The organism is Halorubrum sp. CBA1125, from assembly GCF_009742825.1.
Taxonomy (GTDB): domain Archaea; phylum Halobacteriota; class Halobacteria; order Halobacteriales; family Haloferacaceae; genus Halorubrum.
The window spans coordinates 1-17,607 of the sequence record NZ_WPCE01000044.1; the positions used below are offsets into that span (position 1 = coordinate 1).

Below are 17,607 nucleotides of genomic sequence, written 5' to 3' on the forward strand. Positions count from 1 at the left end.
GCTCGGCCGGGACGATCCCGGTCATCCGCGGATCACCGCGCTGCGCGGCGGGGGCCCGGTCATCCGGTGGCGCGACGGCGGCCCGGTCATCCGGTCAGTCGTCCCCGCGGCGGCGGGCGTAATCGACCGCCTTTCCCGGCGTCTCCAGCAGGTTGAGGCCGATCCCGACGACGATAAAGAGGGTGTAGAGCCCGAGCGTCGACAGCCCGAGGATGAGCATCGCGGCGATCGCGTAGACCCCGTCGAGAAACGAGAACGCCCCGAGGATCAGCACCGTCCCGTAGAGGAGGACGAGGTACGGTCCCCACCCGCGGGCGTGCCCGCGGCGCATCCGACTCCGGACGTACCGCTTCAGCTCGGACTCGACGGCGGGCTTGTCGACGGTCCGCCGCTCGACGTCGTCCTCGAACTCGTCGAACTCGGCGCGCAGCTCGCTGAGCTCCTCCCGGAGCGCCGCGACGTCCGGCGCCCCCCGCGGGCGTTCCTCGTCGCCGGCGCCGGAGGCGCCCTCCGACTCACCGTTCATACCCGTGGGTCGGCCGCGGCCGTGTTGTAACTGCCGGTCCGGTCCGTGGAACTCGAGGCCGGCATCGTCGCGGTCGGCGTCGCCCTCGCCCCCTGCGTCCCCCGGCTGCCGGTCCCGCCCGGCGATCACGACGTTGACCACGCCGCCGACGACGACGATGATGGCGGCGAGGTACAGCCACGTGACCAGGAGCAGGATCCCGCCGATGACGCCGTACACCTGGTACTGGCCGGCGCTCGCGGCGTAGATCTGAAAGCCGGCCTGCAGGAGCGTCCACCCGACGGCGGCGACCGCGGCGCCGGGCAACGCTTCACGGAGGTCGATCCGCGGGTCCGGAAGCAGATAGTACATCGGGAGGAACACGACCGCGAGGAAGACCGGGAGCGCGAGGATACTGGCCGCCTCGATCGCCGGGATCGCGTCGGCGGCCGCGACGAACGCGCCGACGGAGACCATCACGCCGATACCGACGCCGACGCCGAGCACGACCGCGACCGCGTCCGTGACCTGTTTGCGGAAGTCCGGCGGCTCCGTCGCGCCGTACAGCGCGCCGAAGACCGTATCGAGTCCGCGGAACACCTTCAGCGTCGACCACAGGAGGACGACGGCGCCCAGTATCCCCGCGCCGGTCCGTCCGCTGGCGGACGAGACGGCCGCGGCGACGGCCTCCTCGCCCGCGGGGGTGACGAAGTCGCCCGCGGCCGCGACGAGCTGAACGGCGATCGCCTCGCCGAACACCGCGCTCGCGACGACGACGAGCAACAGCAGGGCGGGGACGAGCGAGACGAACGCGTAGTAGGCGATCGCGGCGGCGAGGAACGTCACCTGTCGGTCCAGCGTGACGTCGACGACGCGGCGAACGGTGCCGACGGCGGCGGTCGAGGGGCGAGACACACCCGTCTATTCGGGCGATAGTCACAAAAGCGGGGCGGGTGCGAAAGCGACGCCGGACGACCGAGCCTCAGGTCCCGTCGGCGTCGCCGCCGAGGACCGCCTCGCGCATCGCCGGGATCGACGCCGTCGTCTTGACCGCCGTCCCGCGGTAGTGCGCGCGGCTCGCCTCGTACCCCGCGGCCCGCAGCCGGTCGACGAACGCGTCCATGCCGATGGCGGGCTCGCCCCACTGCCTTGTACAGCCGGTGCTGGTCGTAGTGGGTCGGCGTGTCGAGCTCGCGGGCGACCGTCCCGAGCAGCTTGCGGGCGCGTTTCGCCTCGCCCATGTCGTCGGTGACCGCCTCGCGGACCGCGCGCGCGAAGTCGGCGTCCGCGACGGCGCCGAGCCAGATCGGCCCGGCCGTGAGCACGCGGTCGCCGCCACAGACCGGGCAGGTCTCGGCCGGGTCGGCGATCAGCCCGCGGGACGGCTCGCGCCAGAGGCAGTCCTCGCAGCCGTCGACGTATCCCAGTTGGTCGACGCAGTCGTCGGCCGCCCGCGCGCCCGACTCCAGTTCGAGGTAGGTCCGCGCGTAGTGTCGCGAGACGTGCGAGAGCACCGGCCGGGCCGCCACGTCGTAGCGCGCCGCGGTCCGGACGAGCGCGGAGATCAGCGTCCGGAGCCCCATCTCCGGGTGGTAGTCGGTGTTGCGCGGGACGGCGCCGTACTTGCGAATGCCGCTCTGGAGGTGGGCGCCACAGAGCGGGGCGGTGTCGGTCGCGGTGACGCAGACGAGGTTTCGCGCGTTCGCGAGCGCGGCGTCGGCGAAGGGGATCGGGGTCCCGTACGGGTCGAGGTCGACGACGTCGAACGGGCCCTCGTCGTACAGGAGCGCGTTGACGTCGCGGTGGACGGTCTCGCCGTCGAGCCCGTTCGCGTCGAGGTTGCGCTCGGCGAGGGCGACCGCGTCGGGGTCGACGTCGGCGCAGGTGACGTCGTACCCCTCGGCGGCGGCCCGAACGCCGCGGATCCCGGAGGCGGCCATCGCGTCGAGGTACGTCTCCGCGCGCGGCTCGCGGTCGCGGTAGGCGCGCAGCGTCGCGACGGTGACGTCGCGGTTCAGCTCCTGTGTCGGGTTGAAGAAGACCCCGCCGCCGGTGCCCTCGCTCGCCCCGTCGCGGGTCTCCGGGACGGAGACGGTGAGCCCCCCCTCCTCGATGTCCATACCCGGCGTTGGCCCATTCCACACAAAAGGACCCCGCTCCGGCCGGCCCGCCGTCGGCAACGCGGCCGCGTCGAATCGGGAGTTTTAGCCCGCAGCGCAGATACAGACAGATATGACCGCACGTTCATCACCCGACCGCGGCCCGGTCACTCGCCGCGTCGCCACCGACGACCCGATCGCTCGAGCGGGCGTGCCGGCGCGCGACCGTCCGACGAGAACGCCGCTCGCGGAACGGGAGGTGACCCACCGATGGTGAGCCCCGCGCGGGTCGACGCGCTCACCGACATCGCGTACGGGGCGCTGATCGCGCTGTCGATCGTGCTCATCGCGACGCTGCAGGTGAACGATATCGCGATCGCGTTCGGGGTCGGGGTGTTCGCCTCGTACGTCATCCACGTCGTCTGGAAGATGGCCCGGTTCGACCCCGACTGGATGACCCGAGAGGTGGCAGACCAGGTTGGCGAAGAGGTCGAAAAGAGCGTCGGCGAGACGGTGAGCAAGGAAGTCGAGAAGACCGTCGGCGACACCGTCAACCAGGAGGTCGAAAAGACCGTCGGCGACACCGTCAATCAGGAAGTCGAAAAGACCGTCGGCGAGACGGTGAGCAAGGAAGTCGAGAAGGCCGTCGGCGAGACGGTGAGCAAGGAAGTCGAAGAAACCGTCGAGAAGGCCGTCGGCGAGACGGTGAGCAAGGAAGTCGAAGAAACCGTCGAGAAGACCGTCGGCGAGAAAGTCGAAGAAACCGTCGACGAGACGGTCCAAGAGACGGTCGGCGAAAACGTCGAAGAGACGGTCGGCGAGACGGTGGAAGAAACGGTCGGCGAGAAGGTCGAAGAGACGGTCGGCGAGACGGTGGAAGAAACGGTCGGCGAGAAGGTCGAAGAAACGGTCGGGGAAAAAGTCGAAGAGACCGTCGAACAGACGGTCGAAGAAACGGTTCGCGAGACCGTCGAGGAAACCGTCGGCGAGAAGGTCGAAGAGACGGTCGGCGAAAAAGTCGAAGAGACCGTCGAACAGACGGTCGAAGAGAAGGTCGACGAGACCGCCGCGGATGCCGTCACCGAGGCAGACGACGACGAGGCAGACGACGGCGATCGGTCGGACGAGTCGTAGCGGGTCGTCCGGCCGATCCGCCAGCGTTCACTTCGAGCCGTTCGCTCGACGCTCTACTCCGAATTTCGTTCCTCGGAGCCGTCGAGGGTGATCTCCGTCACCTCGACGATCCGGTCGTCGGCGAGCAGGGCCTCGATCGCTTCGTCGGGCACGTCGTGATCGAGGTTGTAGACGGTGAGCGCCTCGCCGCCCTGCGTCTCGCGGGCGTGAACATCCCGGCGATGTTGACGTCGTGGTCGCCGAGGACGGTGCCGATGAGGCCGATGACGCCCGGCTCGTCGGTGTTGCGCGCGACGAGCATGTGACCGTACGGGACCGCGTCGACGCGGAATCCATCGATGCGGACGATCCGCGGGTCCTCGCCCGCGAACAGCGTCCCCTCGACGGCGATCGAGTCCTCGCCGTTGTGGACGGTGACGCGCACGAGGCTCTGGAAGTCCTCGGTCTGGCGGGTCTTCGACTCGGTCACCTCGATGCCGCGCTCCTCGGCGAGCCGCGGCGCGTTGACCGCGTTGACCTGCCACTCCAGGGGCTCGAAGACGCCCTTCAGCGCGCTCGCGGTGACGAGCTCGACGTCCTCGGCGGCGATGTCGCCCTCGTAGGTCGTCTCCACGCTCGTGATCCGGCCGTCGAGCAGCTGCGCGGCCACCTTGCCGGCGGTCTCCGCCACGGCGATGTACGGCTTGATCCGCGGGAAGGCGCTCTCGTCGACCGAGGGCGCGTTGAGCGCGGTGAGGACGGGCTCGTCGTCGAACGCCGCGAGCACGGCCTCGGCGGTGTCGACGGCGACGCTCTCCTGGGCCGCCTCCGTCGACGCGCCGAGGTGCGGCGTCACCACGATCTCCTCGACGTCGAGCAGCGGCGAGTCCGCCGAGAGCGGCTCCTCGGCGAACGAGTCGAGCGCGGCGCCCGCGAGCACGCCGTCCTCGACCGCCTCGGCGAGCGCGTCCTCGTCGACGATGCCGCCGCGGGCGCAGTTGATCAGGTAGCCGCCCTCCAGCTGGGCCAGCTCCTCCTCGCCGATCATCCCCTCCGTCTCCGGGAGCAGGGGGGGTGTGAACCGTCGCGAAGTCGCCGCGCGCGAGCGCCTCGTGGAGGTCGTCGACGAGGTCGGCGCCGAGGCGATCGGCGCGCTCCTCGGAGATGTAGGGGTCGTAGACGACCAGGTCCATCCCGAGCGAGTCGAGCCGCTTGGCGACCTCCTGGCCGACCCGGCCGAGCCCGACGACCGTGAGCGTCTTGTTGTTCACCTCGGTGCCGAGGAACTCGCTTTTCGCCCACTCGCCGTCGACGAGCCGGCCGTGCGCCTGCGGAATCGAGCGCGCGACGGCGAACGTCATCGCGACGGTGTGTTCGGCCGCGGCCCGGACGTTCCCCTCGGGCGCGTTGGCGACGATGACCCCGTGCTCGGTGGCGGCCTCGATGTCGATGTTGTCGACCCCGATCCCGGCGCGGCCGACGATGACGAGGTCCTCGGCGGCCTCGAAGAGGGCCTCGTCGACGTCGGTTCCGGATCGGACGATGAGCGCGTTGGCGTCGCGGACGGCTTCCAGGAGCTCGTCGCCCTCGACTTCGTAGTCGGTCTCGACCTCGTGGCCGGCGTCTCGGAGTCGGTCCAACCCCGCGTCGGCGATGGGGTCGGTCACGAGTACCTTCATACGCGCTTCCACCGGCGGGGTGGGGTTAACGCTTTCCGAATCGCGCCGTTTTGCCGACCGAATCGATCCGCGATCTCGCACACCGAACCCCTCCGTTTCGCCTGGAAACTGGTCGTTCGTGGGTATCCGGTTCGGGGGAGGTGACGCCGGCGTCGCGGTGTCGATGGCGGTACTGCCTTTTGTTCTCGCCCGCATGACCCGACATGGACTTCACGATCGCGTTCGTCGGCGTCGCGGCCATCCTCGCGTTGACCGCCATCAGCGCCTTCTTCTCCAGCTCCGAGCTCGCCGTCTTCTCCGTGGCGAGCCACCGCGTCGACTCGCTCGTCGCCGCCGACGTCCCCGGCTCACGGGCGCTCGCGGCGCTGCGCGACGACTCGCACAAGTTCCTCGTCACCGCGCTCGTGAGCAACAACGTCGCCAACATCGCCGCCGCGTCGGTCGCGACCGCGGTGTTCGTCCGGTTCGGCTTCTCCGCGAGCGGCGCGGCCACGGGGTCGACGCTCGTCACCTCGGTGTTCGTCATCGTCTTCGGCGAGATCGCGCCGAAGTCGTACGCGGTCGCCAACGCGGAGCGACACGCGCTCCGCGTCTCCCGTCCGGTCCTCGCGATCCAGCGGGTCCTTCGCCCCGTGCTGTACGTCTTCGAGGCGCTCTCGGGCGTCGTCAACCGGTTCACGGGCGGGGAGTCGGACATCGAATCGTACCTCACGCGCGAGGAGATCGAGACGCTCGTGCTCTCGGGGGAGGCGGCGGGCGCGCTCGACGACGCCCAGATCCTGACGCTGGCAGCGGGCGTCCGACTGACCGCCCGCGAGGCGATCGCGAACGGGATCGACCCGTTCGCGGCGTTCGACGTACTGTACACCTACGAGCTCCGGCTCCCGATGTTCGAGGGCGGTATCGCGGACACGGAGTACCGCGACGAGGGCTCTCCCGTCACGTCGGCCGCGGGCGTCGTTCCCTGCTGAGACGGTCGGCCTCGCGTCCCGCGGAGTGGTCTCCGTCTCAGTCGCGGCTTTCGGGCGGTCGAACACCGCAGACGAGTCCGAGGAGCGCCTCCCGCGACGACGCGGCGTCGGCGTCGAGCGGGTACGCCCCGCCGGCGAGCAGGTACTCGCCGGCCGTCCAGACCGCGAGCAGCGCCTCCACGTCCACCGTCTCGCCGTCGACATCCACCGCCTCCTCGTCGACGTCGCACCGTCCACGGAAGGTCGCGAGCGTCGCGCGCGAGCGTCCGGGTCGTCGATCCCGATCTCCCGGTCGTCGCGGCGCGTCACGTCCTCGATGTCCCGCTCGGCGAGCCGATCGCGGAACCCGGCGCGCGCCCGCCGCTCGACCAGTCGGGTGAGCGCGGCGTTCGGGGGCGTTTCGGGACGGATCGAGAGACGGCTCGCGAAGAAGAACGGCCGCGGCGTCGCCGCGGTCCGCTCGTACCGAACCGTGTCGGCGGTGACGGAGACCGGACCGGCCCGGAACAGCCGCTCTGTGGTCGACTCGACACGTCGCCAGCCGTCGAGCCGTTCGCGGGGGACGACCGGCGGGTCCGCGGACATAGCGGCCCCTCGCGGCGAGCGTGGTTAAAACCGGGCGCCGCGCGTCAGTGGTCGTCTTCGCGCCACTTGTGCTCGCACTCGGTGCAGACGAAGAACCGGGTCTCCGACTCGTCGGCCGAACGGATCTGCTGCATGTACCAGTACGCCCGGTCGTTGCCGCACTCGGGGCAGTGCGCCGCCGTCTGCGGGAGTCCCTTGTCCTCGGCGTCGCTCACGTCGACGATCTCCGAGGCGACCTGCGACTCCGTGGTCCACTCGCCCTCGTCGGTCTCGCGTCCGACCTCGTAGCCGCAGGCGTCACACACCCAGTGATCCGCGCCCTCGCCGGCTTTCATCATCGAACCGCACTCGTCGCAGAACTTCATGGCCGGTACCAGCCGTGGATCGTATATAAGCGGCGGGATCGCCGGCGAACGATACGCGGCTGGATCGCCGACGAACGCCGGCAACGGCGCCGAGACGCCTCTCGGGTCGCGTCGACCGGGTCCGGCTCGGCGGCGAACGTCCGGATCAGCGCCGCAGCGCGACGTCGAGCCCGTACCGCTGGACGTACACCGTCTCGTCGTGAACGATCCGCGCCACGGCACACCCGTCCGCCGCGGCGCAGTCGTCGCTGTCGTCCGTCGCGTCCTCGAAGCCGTCGTGTCGGTCGAAGTACCGGCGCCACGCGTCGGCGTACTCGGACTCCACCCAGAGGTACAGGTTCTCGTCGCTGGCGGCGCCGACCGGACGCGTCGTTCGAGACCGGAGCCCCGTCGTCGTCACCTGGACGGTCCCCGTGCCGCCGGCCTGCCGGTCGGCGTCGGCGGCGAACAGCCTGACGATCGGGACCGTGGTCCGGCCGTCCGCGGCGACGAACCGCGGCGGGGAGAGCATCACGGCCGCGTCTCCGTCCCGTCGGAACAGGGCGCCGGACTCGTAGGCGACGGTCGTGTCGCCGGACGCGTACGTGAGCGTTCGGGACTCCCAGGTCGCGTTCGGTACCCGCTCGTCGTCCACGTCCGGGTCGGCGTCGCCGCTGCGCCGCACCGTGACGGCCGTCGTCTCCGTCACGGACAGGGTCCCGCCGGCGAGCCGGATCTCGGTCGATCGGCTGGGGTCGCCGTAGCGCTGCACGTCGCGCATGTTGTCGTCGAACACCTCGAACGCGCGCTCGACGTTGGCGACGCTCTCGTCCTCCTGCCGGTCCTCGATCCCGACGATGCCGACGCCGAACACCGTGCCGATCGTGACCGTCACGAGCGAGAACACGAGCACGTAGCCGACGACGTCGCTCACCCCGCGGTCGTCGCCGGCGACGGTCCGCTCGCCCGCCCCGATCGAGACGGTGGGTCGGCGCCGGTCGGTCACCGCTCGCTCACCTCCAGTCGCCCCGACCCCGCCGACGTGTACGTGACACGGAGCGGTCCCCCGCGCACGCTCGTCGCCTCGACGTCCGACCGCACGGCGTGGGGGACCTCGACGCGCACGTCCGGGCGATCGGTGTGGAGAACTACTGACTCGTCGTCGACGGCGATCCGGTACGGGATCCCGGCGACCCGCGTCGGGAGGTCGAACGCGACCGACACGGTCGCGTCGGCGCTCGCGTCCGGGCGGTTGTCCGCCTCGGCCGCGCGCACGAGGCGGTCGGCGCTCTCCAGGTTCGCGGCGGTCGTCTGGCCGAGCACGGAGAGCTCTCCGCGGACGGCCCGGTCGGTCTGAGCGTCCACGACCCCGCCGACCGCGATCACGACCCCCGAGAGCAACACCGCGCCGATGGCGAGCGTCAGCACGTACCCGACCGTGACGCTCACGGCCCGGTCGTCTCCTCCGAGGCCGGCAGGCGCTCCGCCCGCGCCGCGGCGACCCTCACGCATCGGGCTCACCCGGGGCGACCCGGACGGTCGTCTCGAACCGGACGTCGGCGGTCCGGTAGCGGAGGTCGATCGTCGCGTCGTACACCGCGCGGTCGAGTTCGTCGTGGGCGGTCGGATCCGCGTCGGAGTCCACGGTCGCCGTCGCCTCCACGCCGCGGCCGTCGGCGTCGACGAACCCGATCTCGTAGGGGTCGCCGTCGGCGGTCACCGCGGTCGGCCAGATCCCGTGACAGGGGACGCCGTCGAGCCGTTCGCCGGTGAGGTCGAGCCGCACGCGGCCGGCTGCGTCCTCGACCCGGCAGCGCTCGGTCGGCGTCGTGCCGTTCTCGCCGGTCGCGACCGCGACGTCACCCGCGGACCCGTCCGCCGGCTCGTACACGTACACCTCGTGCGTGCCGGCCGGCGCGCTCCGGTTGAACGACACGTGCGTCGCGTTTCCCGCCGCCGTCGACGCGGTCGCGTTCGCCAGGTCGGCGACGTCGATCTCGACCGCGAACTCGCGCGTCCGCTCGACGTCGGGGACGACCGTCGAGTCGCTCACCGGTCCCGAGAGGTATCGCCCCTCGGTGATCGAGGCGGCCTCCACGTGGGTGACTCCCCCGCGTCGCGCGTACCGCGCGGAGAGGTTGCCGTCGAGGGCGGCGATCCCGTCGGCGACGTCGCGACGGGGTCCGTGACCCCCTCCCTGTTCGTCGCGTCGATCAGCGTTCCGGTCCCCTCGACCGCGGCCGCGCGGACCTCGAGCGCCTCGCCGTCGGCCGCCTCGACGCCGCGGGTGGCGACCGCCTCGCTGTAGATGGTCGCGTTGAGCAGGACGACGAGCGTCAGTAGCGACACCGCCACGACGAGCGCGGCGACGAGCATGAGCTGGCCGCGGTCCGCCCCGCGGAATTCGTCCGCACTCCCGCCCGGCCCCCGAGGCCGGTCGCCGTCGCTCGGGGATACGCTCACATCCGCCATACGACGACGGTCACCTCCAGGTAGTTGTACGCCGCGCCGCTCCCGACGTCGGGCGCGTAGAATCCGGAGTCGTCGTCCGGCGACGACGGCTCCACCGACTCCAGCGTCGCCCCCTCGTGGCCCGGTGCCGTCAGCGTCGTGTCGTCCGCCACCGGGACCGTCCGGGTCGCGCTCACCGCGTTGTCGCTCGGGGTGCCCATGTACACCAGCCGCTGGCTGTCCGTTCCGTTGGTCGTCCGGTAGCGGACGTCGACGTTGAACGCCACGCGCCTGTCGAGGAACGTGCGGTTCAGCGCCGTCCCGAACGCGGTCGGTGGCCCGGCCTGCGCGTAGTGTTCGCTCTCCTCGGGACTGCCGGCGAACGCGTGTCCGGCGTCCCCGTCGCCGGGGTCCCAGTACAGCACCGCCTCGGCGAGGTCGCCGTTCTCGGCCGCCGTCGCCAGCAGGTCGTTCGCGACCGCCCGCTGCTGGTTCTCGATGTGCTGGTTCGAGGTGCTCGCCGACAGCGGGGTGACGGCGGTCGCCTGCAGCGCGAACGTCACTCCCGCGACGAGGAGAATCGCGGCGGCGAACGCCTCCAGCGTGTGCGCCTGCGCCCGGTCGTCGCGTCGTGTCCCCCGGTCGTCGCGTCCCGGCCCCAGCATGGTCACCACACCCGTACCGTGAGCCGGTACTGGTCGCCGTCGATCGAAACGAGCCGCTGGGAGACCGTGACGTCGTCGCCGGCCGTCGCCGTCGGGTCCGACGTGTACCGGTCGAGTTCGACGTCGAACCGACCGTGTTCCGTGTCGACCGACACCGTCGACGCGTTGCCGACCGGGTCCCGTTTGTCGAGCGGGTGGACGACCACCTGCAGGTCGTCGTCGACCCCGAAGTGGGCGTCGAGGTCGTCGGTGACGCCGTCCGGGCAGTCGGCGTCGCCGGCGAGGCTCGCGTTCGGATCGAAGAACGCGACCGTGCAGGCCGGCGACAGCACGCTCGGCTCGGTCGGCGACGCCGCCAACAGGTCGCCCGCAACGCCGGCGGCGACGCGGTCGCCGACGACCGGCGTGGCGGTCTCGGCAGCGGTGAACGGCTCGAAGAGCGTCGGCACGAACGCGATCACGAACGCGAGCGTCAGCAGGAACACGCTCGCCCCGACGGCGAAGTCGATCGGGGTCTGTCCGCGACCGTCGAGGTCGACGAGAGGGATGAGAGGGGTCATCCGACGTAGATCCACACCCCCAGCGCGAGCGTCATCAGGACGACGGCGAACTTGACGCCGGAGACGATGTCGGCGTTCCGGATGTAGCCGCTGATGAACCCGGAGAGGACGGCCTGAATCGTCACCGCGTGGAAGAAGAGCATCGAGAGCACGTCCGGCTCGACGCCGCCGCCGCCGAAGCTCGGCCCGCCGCCCGCGGTCCCGCCGCCGTCGGCCTGCGAGGAGAGCCCGCCCATCACGTCGACGAACTGCGTCTGGAGGATCGCCATCACGCCCAGCAGCGTGACGTACGTCATCACGATGATCGCCACCTGCATCCGGGTCCGAGAGCGCCGCTCGCGCTCGATGTCGTCCTGGTTCTCCGAGGCCTGCGCCGCCGTCGTCAGCACGTCCGTGATCTGTGAGGACGCCTCCTGCGCCTCCGCGATGAGCTTCACCGTCCGGGCCAGCCGCGGGACCGCGTACGCGTTGTTGAACTCGACCAACGCGTCCCGCAGGCTCATCCCGTAGTTCACCTTCGCGTGGATGACCTCGAACTCGTCCGCGAGCTGTCCCGTGGACGTCTCCGAGACGGTCCGGACCGACTCTAAGAGCGTCTGACCGGTGTCGTTCGCCGACGACAGCTTCCGGAGCGTCTCCGAGAGCTTCCCCGTGATCGCCCGCTTGGACCGCTGGTCCCACTCGTGGAAGATCGCCAGCGGGACCAGCACGAGGTACGCCGGCAGGTACACCCAGACGAACGTCGACCACACCGGCCGGTCGACCCAGCCGTCGAACGTCGTCGGCGCCGTGCCCGTGGCGGCCGACACCGCGACGATCGCGATCCCGGCGGGCGCGGTGATCGCGAGGGTGTACAGCGGGTTCTCCCGCAGGAAGTGGTGCGGCGCGGTGAGGATCTGCTTCGTCTTGTGGGTCCCCTCCCGATCTCTGATCCGGTCGAAGACGCCGAAGCGCCCGACGAACCCCTCGACGAGCCCGAAGTGGAACAGACCCTCCCGGCTGCTCTGTCGGAGCCGCTCGCTGCCGCCGTCCGGGCGGAGGTAGCCGTCGCCGGGCTCGTCCTGTTTCACCGTCGAGACGAGCACGAGGAATCCGACCCCGGTGAGCGGGATGAGCACGTACACCGTCGCGTACAGCAGCCTGTCGTCCGCCTCGCCCATCATCCCCATGATGACGAGGATGATGATGAGAAGCAGGGGGAAAAGCGAGAGCGTCATGTACATCTCGCCGAACAGCTCCAGCGTCTCTAAGGTCATCTCGCGCTCCTGTTTCGACGTGCGGAGGTGCTTCTCCTTTTTGTCCTTCAGGAAGCTCTCCATGTCGCCGCCGGAGTTGACGATCGAGAGCATGTCCGCGAGGAACTGCGAGAGCTCGTCGGAGGGGGTCTCCAGCGACTGCTGGCGGATCGCGTTCCGGTAATCGGTGCCGAAGTACTCCGTCTCGTTGACGATGCTCTGGAACTCGCGAGAGACCTCCCCGTAGGTGTCCTCGGCGGTCGCCATCGCGCGGAGGATCTCCAGCTGATTGAGCCCGCCGACCGACAGCGCGTACATGAACGAGACCGAGTCGGCCAGAAGCAGGTTGATCTCGCGCTTCCGGGACGACGCCCGCGAGTACGGGACCGTGATCACGCCGCCGAAGCCGACGGCGAAGCCTATCGCGCCGAACACGACCCCGCTGACGAGGATCGCCGTCGGCACCACGAGCGACCGGAGGAGTTCCTGGATCGCCGGGGTCGGCGCCGGGACCCCCAGCGAGAGCGCGTTCGGGTCGATCAGCCCGAGCGCGAAGATCCCGTACCCCAGGGCGGTCCCGAGCACCCAGAGGACGCCCCCGGCCACCAGCCCGGCTCCGAGCGCCCGGGAGACGTACATCTCCACCTGGTCCGGCATCCGCGCCTGCGCCAGCTTCCGCTCGACGTCACCGACGAAGTCGCCGTCGGGGTCGAAAAACAGCTCGAAGACCGGGTAGAACGCCGCCGCGAGGAGGTCGCCGTCGACGGACTCGTCGGCGACGCCGGTATCGAGACTCATCGCCCCCGCCCCCGTGGCCGTCCGTCGCCCGGACGCCTCGCCACGGTCGGAGTCCGGATCCGGCCGCCGGACGGCTGGCCGCGGTCGCTCTCGGGTCGCGTCACGACCGCTCCTCCAGGTCGGGCGACCCGAACCCCCAGTCGTCGTCCTCGGTCGTCCGGATCTCGCTCGCGTCCGTATCGTCGTCCTCTCCGTCGTCGTCTCCTCCGACCTCATCCCCTCCGACCTCGTTTTCTCCAACTTCATCCATCCCGTCGTCACCCTCTCCGGCGTCATCCCCTCCAGCGTCTCCTTCAGCGTCCTCTCCTCCGACCTCATCCGCTTCGGCGTCGCCTTCGGCTCCGTCCGCGTCCGGCGGTTCGAGCACGTCGATCCCGTCGTCGAACGGGTCGTCGAAGTCGATCCCGTCGTCACCCTCCTCCGCCGTCGTCGAGTCCGCGATGCCGTCGAAGTCGGCGTGCGTCGGCTGCGAGGCCGGATCGGTCTCGGGTTCCGCGTCGGTCGTCTCTCCGCTCTCCTCGGAGGCCGGGCCGCCGCCGGTCGCCGTCGTCTCCGGTCCGTCACCCGCTTTTCCGGCGGCCGCCGACAGCGACTCCTGCGCCGCGTCCGGGGTGGCTTCCACGTCGGGGGCGTGACCGACGTCGACCAGGGCGTCGGCGACGGAGTCGGGTACCTCGCCGCGGTACTCCGCGAACAGGTCCTCGGCGTCGGCCAGGATCGACGCGACCTCCTCGCGGCCCGCCTCGTCCGGGTCCGGCCGCGGCACCATCTCCTCTTTGTCCGGGTCGACGTCGATCAGCACCGACTCCATCTCGCGGAGGTCCTCCAGCGAGCGCTCCAGCCCGTCGTTGGCCATCAGCGCGAGGACCGTGTCGGGGTCGTTGATGAACGCCTGCAGGGTCGCCGCCACCTGCGCGTAGCTGTTGAGCCCGCGGTCGATGAGGTACGCTAAGACGACCCGGCGCTTCCGGAGCTCCGCCTCGAGTGTCTCCCGGTTCCAGCCGCGGTCGAACATGATGTCCTCCAGCGTGTTCGACTCGCCGAGCTGGAGGAACTCGTCCGTCTCTGCCTGCCACTGGAACACGTCCTGGACGTTGATCTCGTCGTTCTCGGCGTCGTAGTGGTTGATCTCCGTGAGCGACTTGTTCCGGCGAACCTTCCGCCCCTGCACCCGCGTCGACGTCTGGATCGAGACGAGATCGAGGGCGGTGAACATCGTCTTCGAGACGTTGATCGGGTCCGTGGTGAACCGCTTGAGCACCTCCCCGACGGAGTCGGCGTGGAAGGTGGTGTACGTCGTGTGGCCCGTCGACATCACCTGGAAGGCGGTGCGCCCCTCCTCGCCGCGGATCTCGCCCATCACGATGTAGTCGGGGCGCTGCCGGAGCGCCGCCTCCAGCAGGTCGAACTCGTCGATGTCGCCCTTGTCGTCCTCCGAGAACGAGGGGCGCGTCACGGAGGCGATCCAGTTGCGCTGTGGGAGCTCGACCTCGCGCGTGTCCTCGATGGAGACGATCTTCGCGTTCGAGGGGATGAAAAGCGAGACCGCGTTCAGGCTCGTCGTCTTCCCCGAGGCGGTGCCGCCCGCGAAGATCAGGTTCTTGTCGTTCTCGATGCAGAGCCACAGGAAGGCCATCTCTTCGAGCGAGAACGTCTTCCAGTTGACGAGGTCGATCGGCGTGAACGGGACGTCGTTGAACTGCCGGATCGTGTAGTTGGTGCCGTGGTCGGACACCTCCCGCCCGAGCGTGAGCTGCGCGCGCGACCCGTCCGGCAGCGTCGCGTCCACCTGCGGCCGGCGCTTCGAGATCCCCTTGCCGGACCGCTGTGCGAGCTTCACGACGAAGTCGTCCAGCTCGTCGGTGCCGTGGTGGATGTTGGTGATGATCTGTTCGTAGTCGGCGTGGTAGACGAAGACGGGCGAGTTGTACCCGTCACAGGAGATGTCCTCGACGTTGATGTCGTACTTGATCGGGTCGATCCGCTCGTAGCCGACAAAGTCGCGCTTGAGGTAGTACAACAGCGTCTCGACCTGGTGTTCCGTGAGCGTCTCCGGGTCCTCTTCGAGCACCGCCGGCTCCGGACGGGCGCGTATCGCCGTTCCCGCGTGATCCGACTCCTCCGGGGGCTCGTAGCCGAGCGACTCCGCGATCCGGCCCGCGATCCCCTCGGTCGGATCGAGCCCGAACCGGTCGACGAGCGCGTCCGCGATCCCGCGGTCACCCGAGGGTCGGTCGTACAGCCCGTACCGGTCGAGCAGCGTCAGCGTCTCGTCGACGATCACTTCCTCGCGGAACGACTCGTCGCCGCCCGCGATCGACTCGTCCGCGTACTTGATCGAGGTGCGGAGCTTCCCGGTGAGAAACTCCGTGAGATCCGTCTCGATCTCGGTGCGGTACGGCTGGACCGCGTAGTACTTCACCTCGTTCTCTTTCGTGGACCGGAACAGGATCACGAACGCGTACGGCTTGTTCACCCAGTACCGGTCGATCTCGCGGAAGTGCGCCTTCTTCGGCAGCGGCACCGCCTTCTCGAGGTCGTATCGGTTCGCGAGGGTGGTCTGCCCGTCCGCCGTCGAGAAGAACGCGTCCTCGTCGACGTCGGGATTGGTGTTCACGGTCCGATCGTCGACCACCTCCGCGAGCGCGGCCGCCGCGTCCTCGCCGGCGCTCAATACGTCCGTCGTCCGATCCGGGTCGAACCCGAGCGCCTCGGTCTTCTCCTCGCGGCCGAACGAGCGCGGCTCTCCCGCCTCGTCGGTCGGGAGATTCCCCTCCTCGTCGCGGAAGTACTCCGCCTCGTAGTCGTCCCAGGTGTACTCGTCCTTGCGAGCGCCTACGTCGCGGTGCGCCGCGTCCGGGAGGTGTCGGTCGCGGACCGTCTCGGCGACGGTGACCCCGGCGCGAAGCCGGCGCTCGAACCGTGCCGGATCGATCGTCGCGTCCCCGTTGCCCCCCTCGCGTTCGTCCCCGTCCGTGGTGCCCCCTGACTCCCCCGAGTCGTCCGGAGACGCCGGCGAGTGGTCGGCGTCCTCCGCAGCCATGAGTACGGCGACGGCTCGACCGTTGAAAAAGGTGTCTCGCAAAACCCCGCGACTGATAATCGTCGCCGACGGGCGAACTTTTGGCCGTGGAGCGTCCACGGAGCGACGTGACGCGACCCGACGGGACCCGGATCCGCCGCGCCCTGCATCGGTGTCGCCGGTCCTTCCGCCGGCTTCGCCGTCTGCTGGGCCGTTTCTGCCGTCTGCTGGGCCGGCTTCGCAGCCGGTCGGTCCGCGGGCGGATGCGCGCGGCCGTCGCGAGCGAGTTGCTCGGGACACCGCGGAGCCTCGCGGCCGTGCTCGGGCTCGTCGCGGCGATGTTCGCCATCGCCGTCGCGTACTACGCCCCGACGGCCGACTCGATCCCTCCCGCGCTGTGGCCGCTGTACGCGGACTCGGCGGTCGCGGTCGCGCTCGGCGGCCTCGTGCTCGCCTCGCTCGCGCCGGCGGTCCGACGGGGCGAGGGGCTCACCGGGGCACCGACGTCGCGGGCGCTCGCGTACCTCCACACCCTCGCGTTCGTCTGGCTCGTCCAGTTCGGGCTCTGGCCGGTCGTCTCGTTGAACCTCGCCGTCGAGGCGTACCTCGCCGCCCCGGACGCGTGGATCTACTACTGGGGCGTGCTCGGAACCCACCTGTGTTTCGTCGGGCTCGCGCTGCTGTTCCCGGCGTTCGGCCGGACGACGCGCGGCGCGCTGGCTCTGTCGGCGGCGCTCGCCGCGGGCAACGTCGCCGTCGACTACGGGCTCGGGTACCACCCGCCCCTGCTGTACGATCCGGGCCCCGTACTGGCCGGCGCGACCCTCGCGATCGCCGCCGGCGCCGTGTGGCTGGCCGCTCGGTCGTTCCAGCGGCCGGACGGAGCGGCGGAGTGATCTCCCGGAGTGACCCACCACGGCGTGACGCGCTTCCGTCTCCGTCCCGAACGCTTTTGCCGGCTTACGGTGACTCGCTCGTATGAGCGACTGGGACCTCGACCTGCGGGACGCCGAAGAGCAGATGGACGAGGCGTTCTCGGCCACCGGAGACGTCGTACTCGGCGTTCTCGACGGCACGACGGAGCCGGAAGAGTGGGTCCGCACCGTCGACTACGGCAACACGCTCGTGTTGTCGATCGAGGGCGACCTCAACGAGCTCGCGGCGGGGTTCGCCCGCGACGTGAAGGACATGGGCGGCGAGCTGATGCACTTCCGCGGCTTCCTCGTCGTCACGCCACCCGGGGTGGCGATCGACACCGATCGACTCGGGGACTGACGAGCGATCGAGCGCGAGCGTTTCCGAATCGCACGCGAACGTCTCGGCCCGTCACGACCGCGCGGAGCGCCAGCTCTCGAAGTACGCGCTCGCGGGGTGGTAGTCGGGCTCGACGCCGGGCGGCTCGGGAGCGATTGGGTCCGTCTCGGCCGCGTCGGCCGCCGGCAGCGACTCGTACCACAGCCCCGCCGGCCCGCGGTAGGCGTCGACGTTGTCGACGAGCCGCCGGTGCCACCGGTCGAACCCCGCCGCGGCTTCCTCGTCGCCGCGGGCCCTCGCGCGCTCGCCGAGCGCCGCCGCCGCGC

The 17,607-nt window shown here is 70.3% G+C and carries 13 protein-coding genes and 6 pseudogenes; 5 read left to right on the plus strand and 14 right to left on the minus strand.

The genetic code is table 11. The features are described 5' to 3' along the window. Positions 1 to 94: 94 nt before the first annotated feature. Complete coding sequence (locus GJ633_RS06210) at positions 95 to 1,420, minus strand: YihY/virulence factor BrkB family protein (protein ID WP_321168936.1); 1,326 nt, start codon at positions 1,418 to 1,420, stop codon at positions 95 to 97. A 67-nt stretch (positions 1,421 to 1,487) separates the two neighbouring features. Continuing rightward, positions 1,488 to 2,625, minus strand: a pseudogene (locus GJ633_RS06215) (tRNA (guanine(26)-N(2))-dimethyltransferase). Between the two features lie 112 nt (positions 2,626 to 2,737). Between GJ633_RS06215 and GJ633_RS06220 the strand changes: the two are divergent. After that, positions 2,738 to 2,881, plus strand: a complete 144-nt coding sequence (locus tag GJ633_RS06220) for a hypothetical protein (protein ID WP_156588091.1) — start codon at positions 2,738 to 2,740, stop codon at positions 2,879 to 2,881. After that, entirely contained in the window at positions 2,875 to 3,738 is an 864-nt protein-coding gene (locus GJ633_RS06225; RefSeq protein ID WP_156588093.1) for a hypothetical protein, read from the plus strand. Before GJ633_RS06220 ends, GJ633_RS06225 begins: the two co-directional genes overlap by 7 nt. A gap of 53 nt (positions 3,739 to 3,791) precedes the next feature. On the opposite strand, the pseudogene serA reads toward GJ633_RS06225, so the two are convergent. Continuing rightward, positions 3,792 to 5,396, minus strand: a pseudogene (gene serA / locus GJ633_RS06230) (phosphoglycerate dehydrogenase). Positions 5,397 to 5,599: 203 nt separating this feature from the next. On the opposite strand from serA, the pseudogene GJ633_RS06235 reads away from it, so the two are divergent. Then, positions 5,600 to 6,163: pseudogene (locus GJ633_RS06235) on the plus strand (CNNM domain-containing protein); the annotation flags it as partial. 241 nt (positions 6,164 to 6,404) lie between these two features. On the opposite strand, the pseudogene GJ633_RS06240 reads toward GJ633_RS06235, so the two are convergent. From GJ633_RS06240 to GJ633_RS06280, 10 genes and pseudogenes are all read right to left on the minus strand, one after another. Then, a pseudogene (locus GJ633_RS06240) lies at positions 6,405 to 6,952 on the minus strand (hypothetical protein). Positions 6,953 to 6,996: 44 nt separating this feature from the next. Then, positions 6,997 to 7,317 (minus strand): transcription factor S, encoded by a 321-nt coding sequence (locus GJ633_RS06245; protein ID WP_156588095.1) that lies wholly within the window; start codon positions 7,315 to 7,317, stop codon positions 6,997 to 6,999. A 145-nt stretch (positions 7,318 to 7,462) separates the two neighbouring features. Then, the gene (locus tag GJ633_RS06250; protein WP_197431264.1) at positions 7,463 to 8,302 is read right to left on the minus strand and encodes a hypothetical protein; all 840 of its coding nucleotides are present in this window, start codon (positions 8,300 to 8,302) and stop codon (positions 7,463 to 7,465) included. After that, positions 8,299 to 8,745 (minus strand): hypothetical protein, encoded by a 447-nt coding sequence (locus GJ633_RS06255; protein WP_321168937.1) that lies wholly within the window; start codon positions 8,743 to 8,745, stop codon positions 8,299 to 8,301. Before GJ633_RS06255 ends, GJ633_RS06250 begins: the two co-directional genes overlap by 4 nt. 55 nt (positions 8,746 to 8,800) lie before the next feature. Further along, positions 8,801 to 9,394, minus strand: a complete 594-nt coding sequence (locus tag GJ633_RS17685) for a hypothetical protein (RefSeq protein ID WP_231741259.1) — start codon at positions 9,392 to 9,394, stop codon at positions 8,801 to 8,803. After that, the gene (locus tag GJ633_RS17690) at positions 9,346 to 9,759 is read right to left on the minus strand and encodes a hypothetical protein (RefSeq protein ID WP_231741260.1); all 414 of its coding nucleotides are present in this window, start codon (positions 9,757 to 9,759) and stop codon (positions 9,346 to 9,348) included. The genes GJ633_RS17685 and GJ633_RS17690 overlap by 49 nt, the downstream gene beginning before the upstream one ends. Continuing rightward, entirely contained in the window at positions 9,756 to 10,412 is a 657-nt protein-coding gene (locus GJ633_RS06265; protein WP_156588099.1) for a hypothetical protein, read from the minus strand. The genes GJ633_RS17690 and GJ633_RS06265 overlap by 4 nt, the downstream gene beginning before the upstream one ends. 2 nt (positions 10,413 to 10,414) lie before the next feature. After that, on the minus strand, positions 10,415 to 10,972 hold the full coding sequence (locus tag GJ633_RS06270) for a hypothetical protein (protein ID WP_156588101.1): 558 nt from the start codon (positions 10,970 to 10,972) through the stop codon (positions 10,415 to 10,417). Further along, on the minus strand, positions 10,969 to 13,005 hold the full coding sequence (locus GJ633_RS06275; RefSeq protein ID WP_156588103.1) for a type II secretion system F family protein: 2,037 nt from the start codon (positions 13,003 to 13,005) through the stop codon (positions 10,969 to 10,971). The genes GJ633_RS06270 and GJ633_RS06275 overlap by 4 nt, the downstream gene beginning before the upstream one ends. Positions 13,006 to 13,105: 100 nt before the next feature. Beyond that, a complete protein-coding gene (locus tag GJ633_RS06280; RefSeq protein WP_231741261.1) occupies positions 13,106 to 16,048 on the minus strand; it encodes an ATPase, T2SS/T4P/T4SS family in 2,943 nt (980 codons plus the stop codon). A gap of 242 nt (positions 16,049 to 16,290) precedes the next feature. On the opposite strand from GJ633_RS06280, the gene GJ633_RS06285 reads away from it, so the two are divergent. After that, a complete protein-coding gene (locus GJ633_RS06285; RefSeq protein WP_156588105.1) occupies positions 16,291 to 16,923 on the plus strand; it encodes a DUF1405 domain-containing protein in 633 nt (210 codons plus the stop codon). A gap of 82 nt (positions 16,924 to 17,005) precedes the next feature. After that, positions 17,006 to 17,299 (plus strand): annotated as a pseudogene (locus GJ633_RS06290) (DUF5779 family protein); the annotation flags it as partial. Positions 17,300 to 17,353: 54 nt separating this feature from the next. On the opposite strand, the pseudogene GJ633_RS17070 reads toward GJ633_RS06290, so the two are convergent. Beyond that, positions 17,354 to 17,607, minus strand: a pseudogene (locus GJ633_RS17070) (N-acylglucosamine 2-epimerase); the annotation flags it as partial.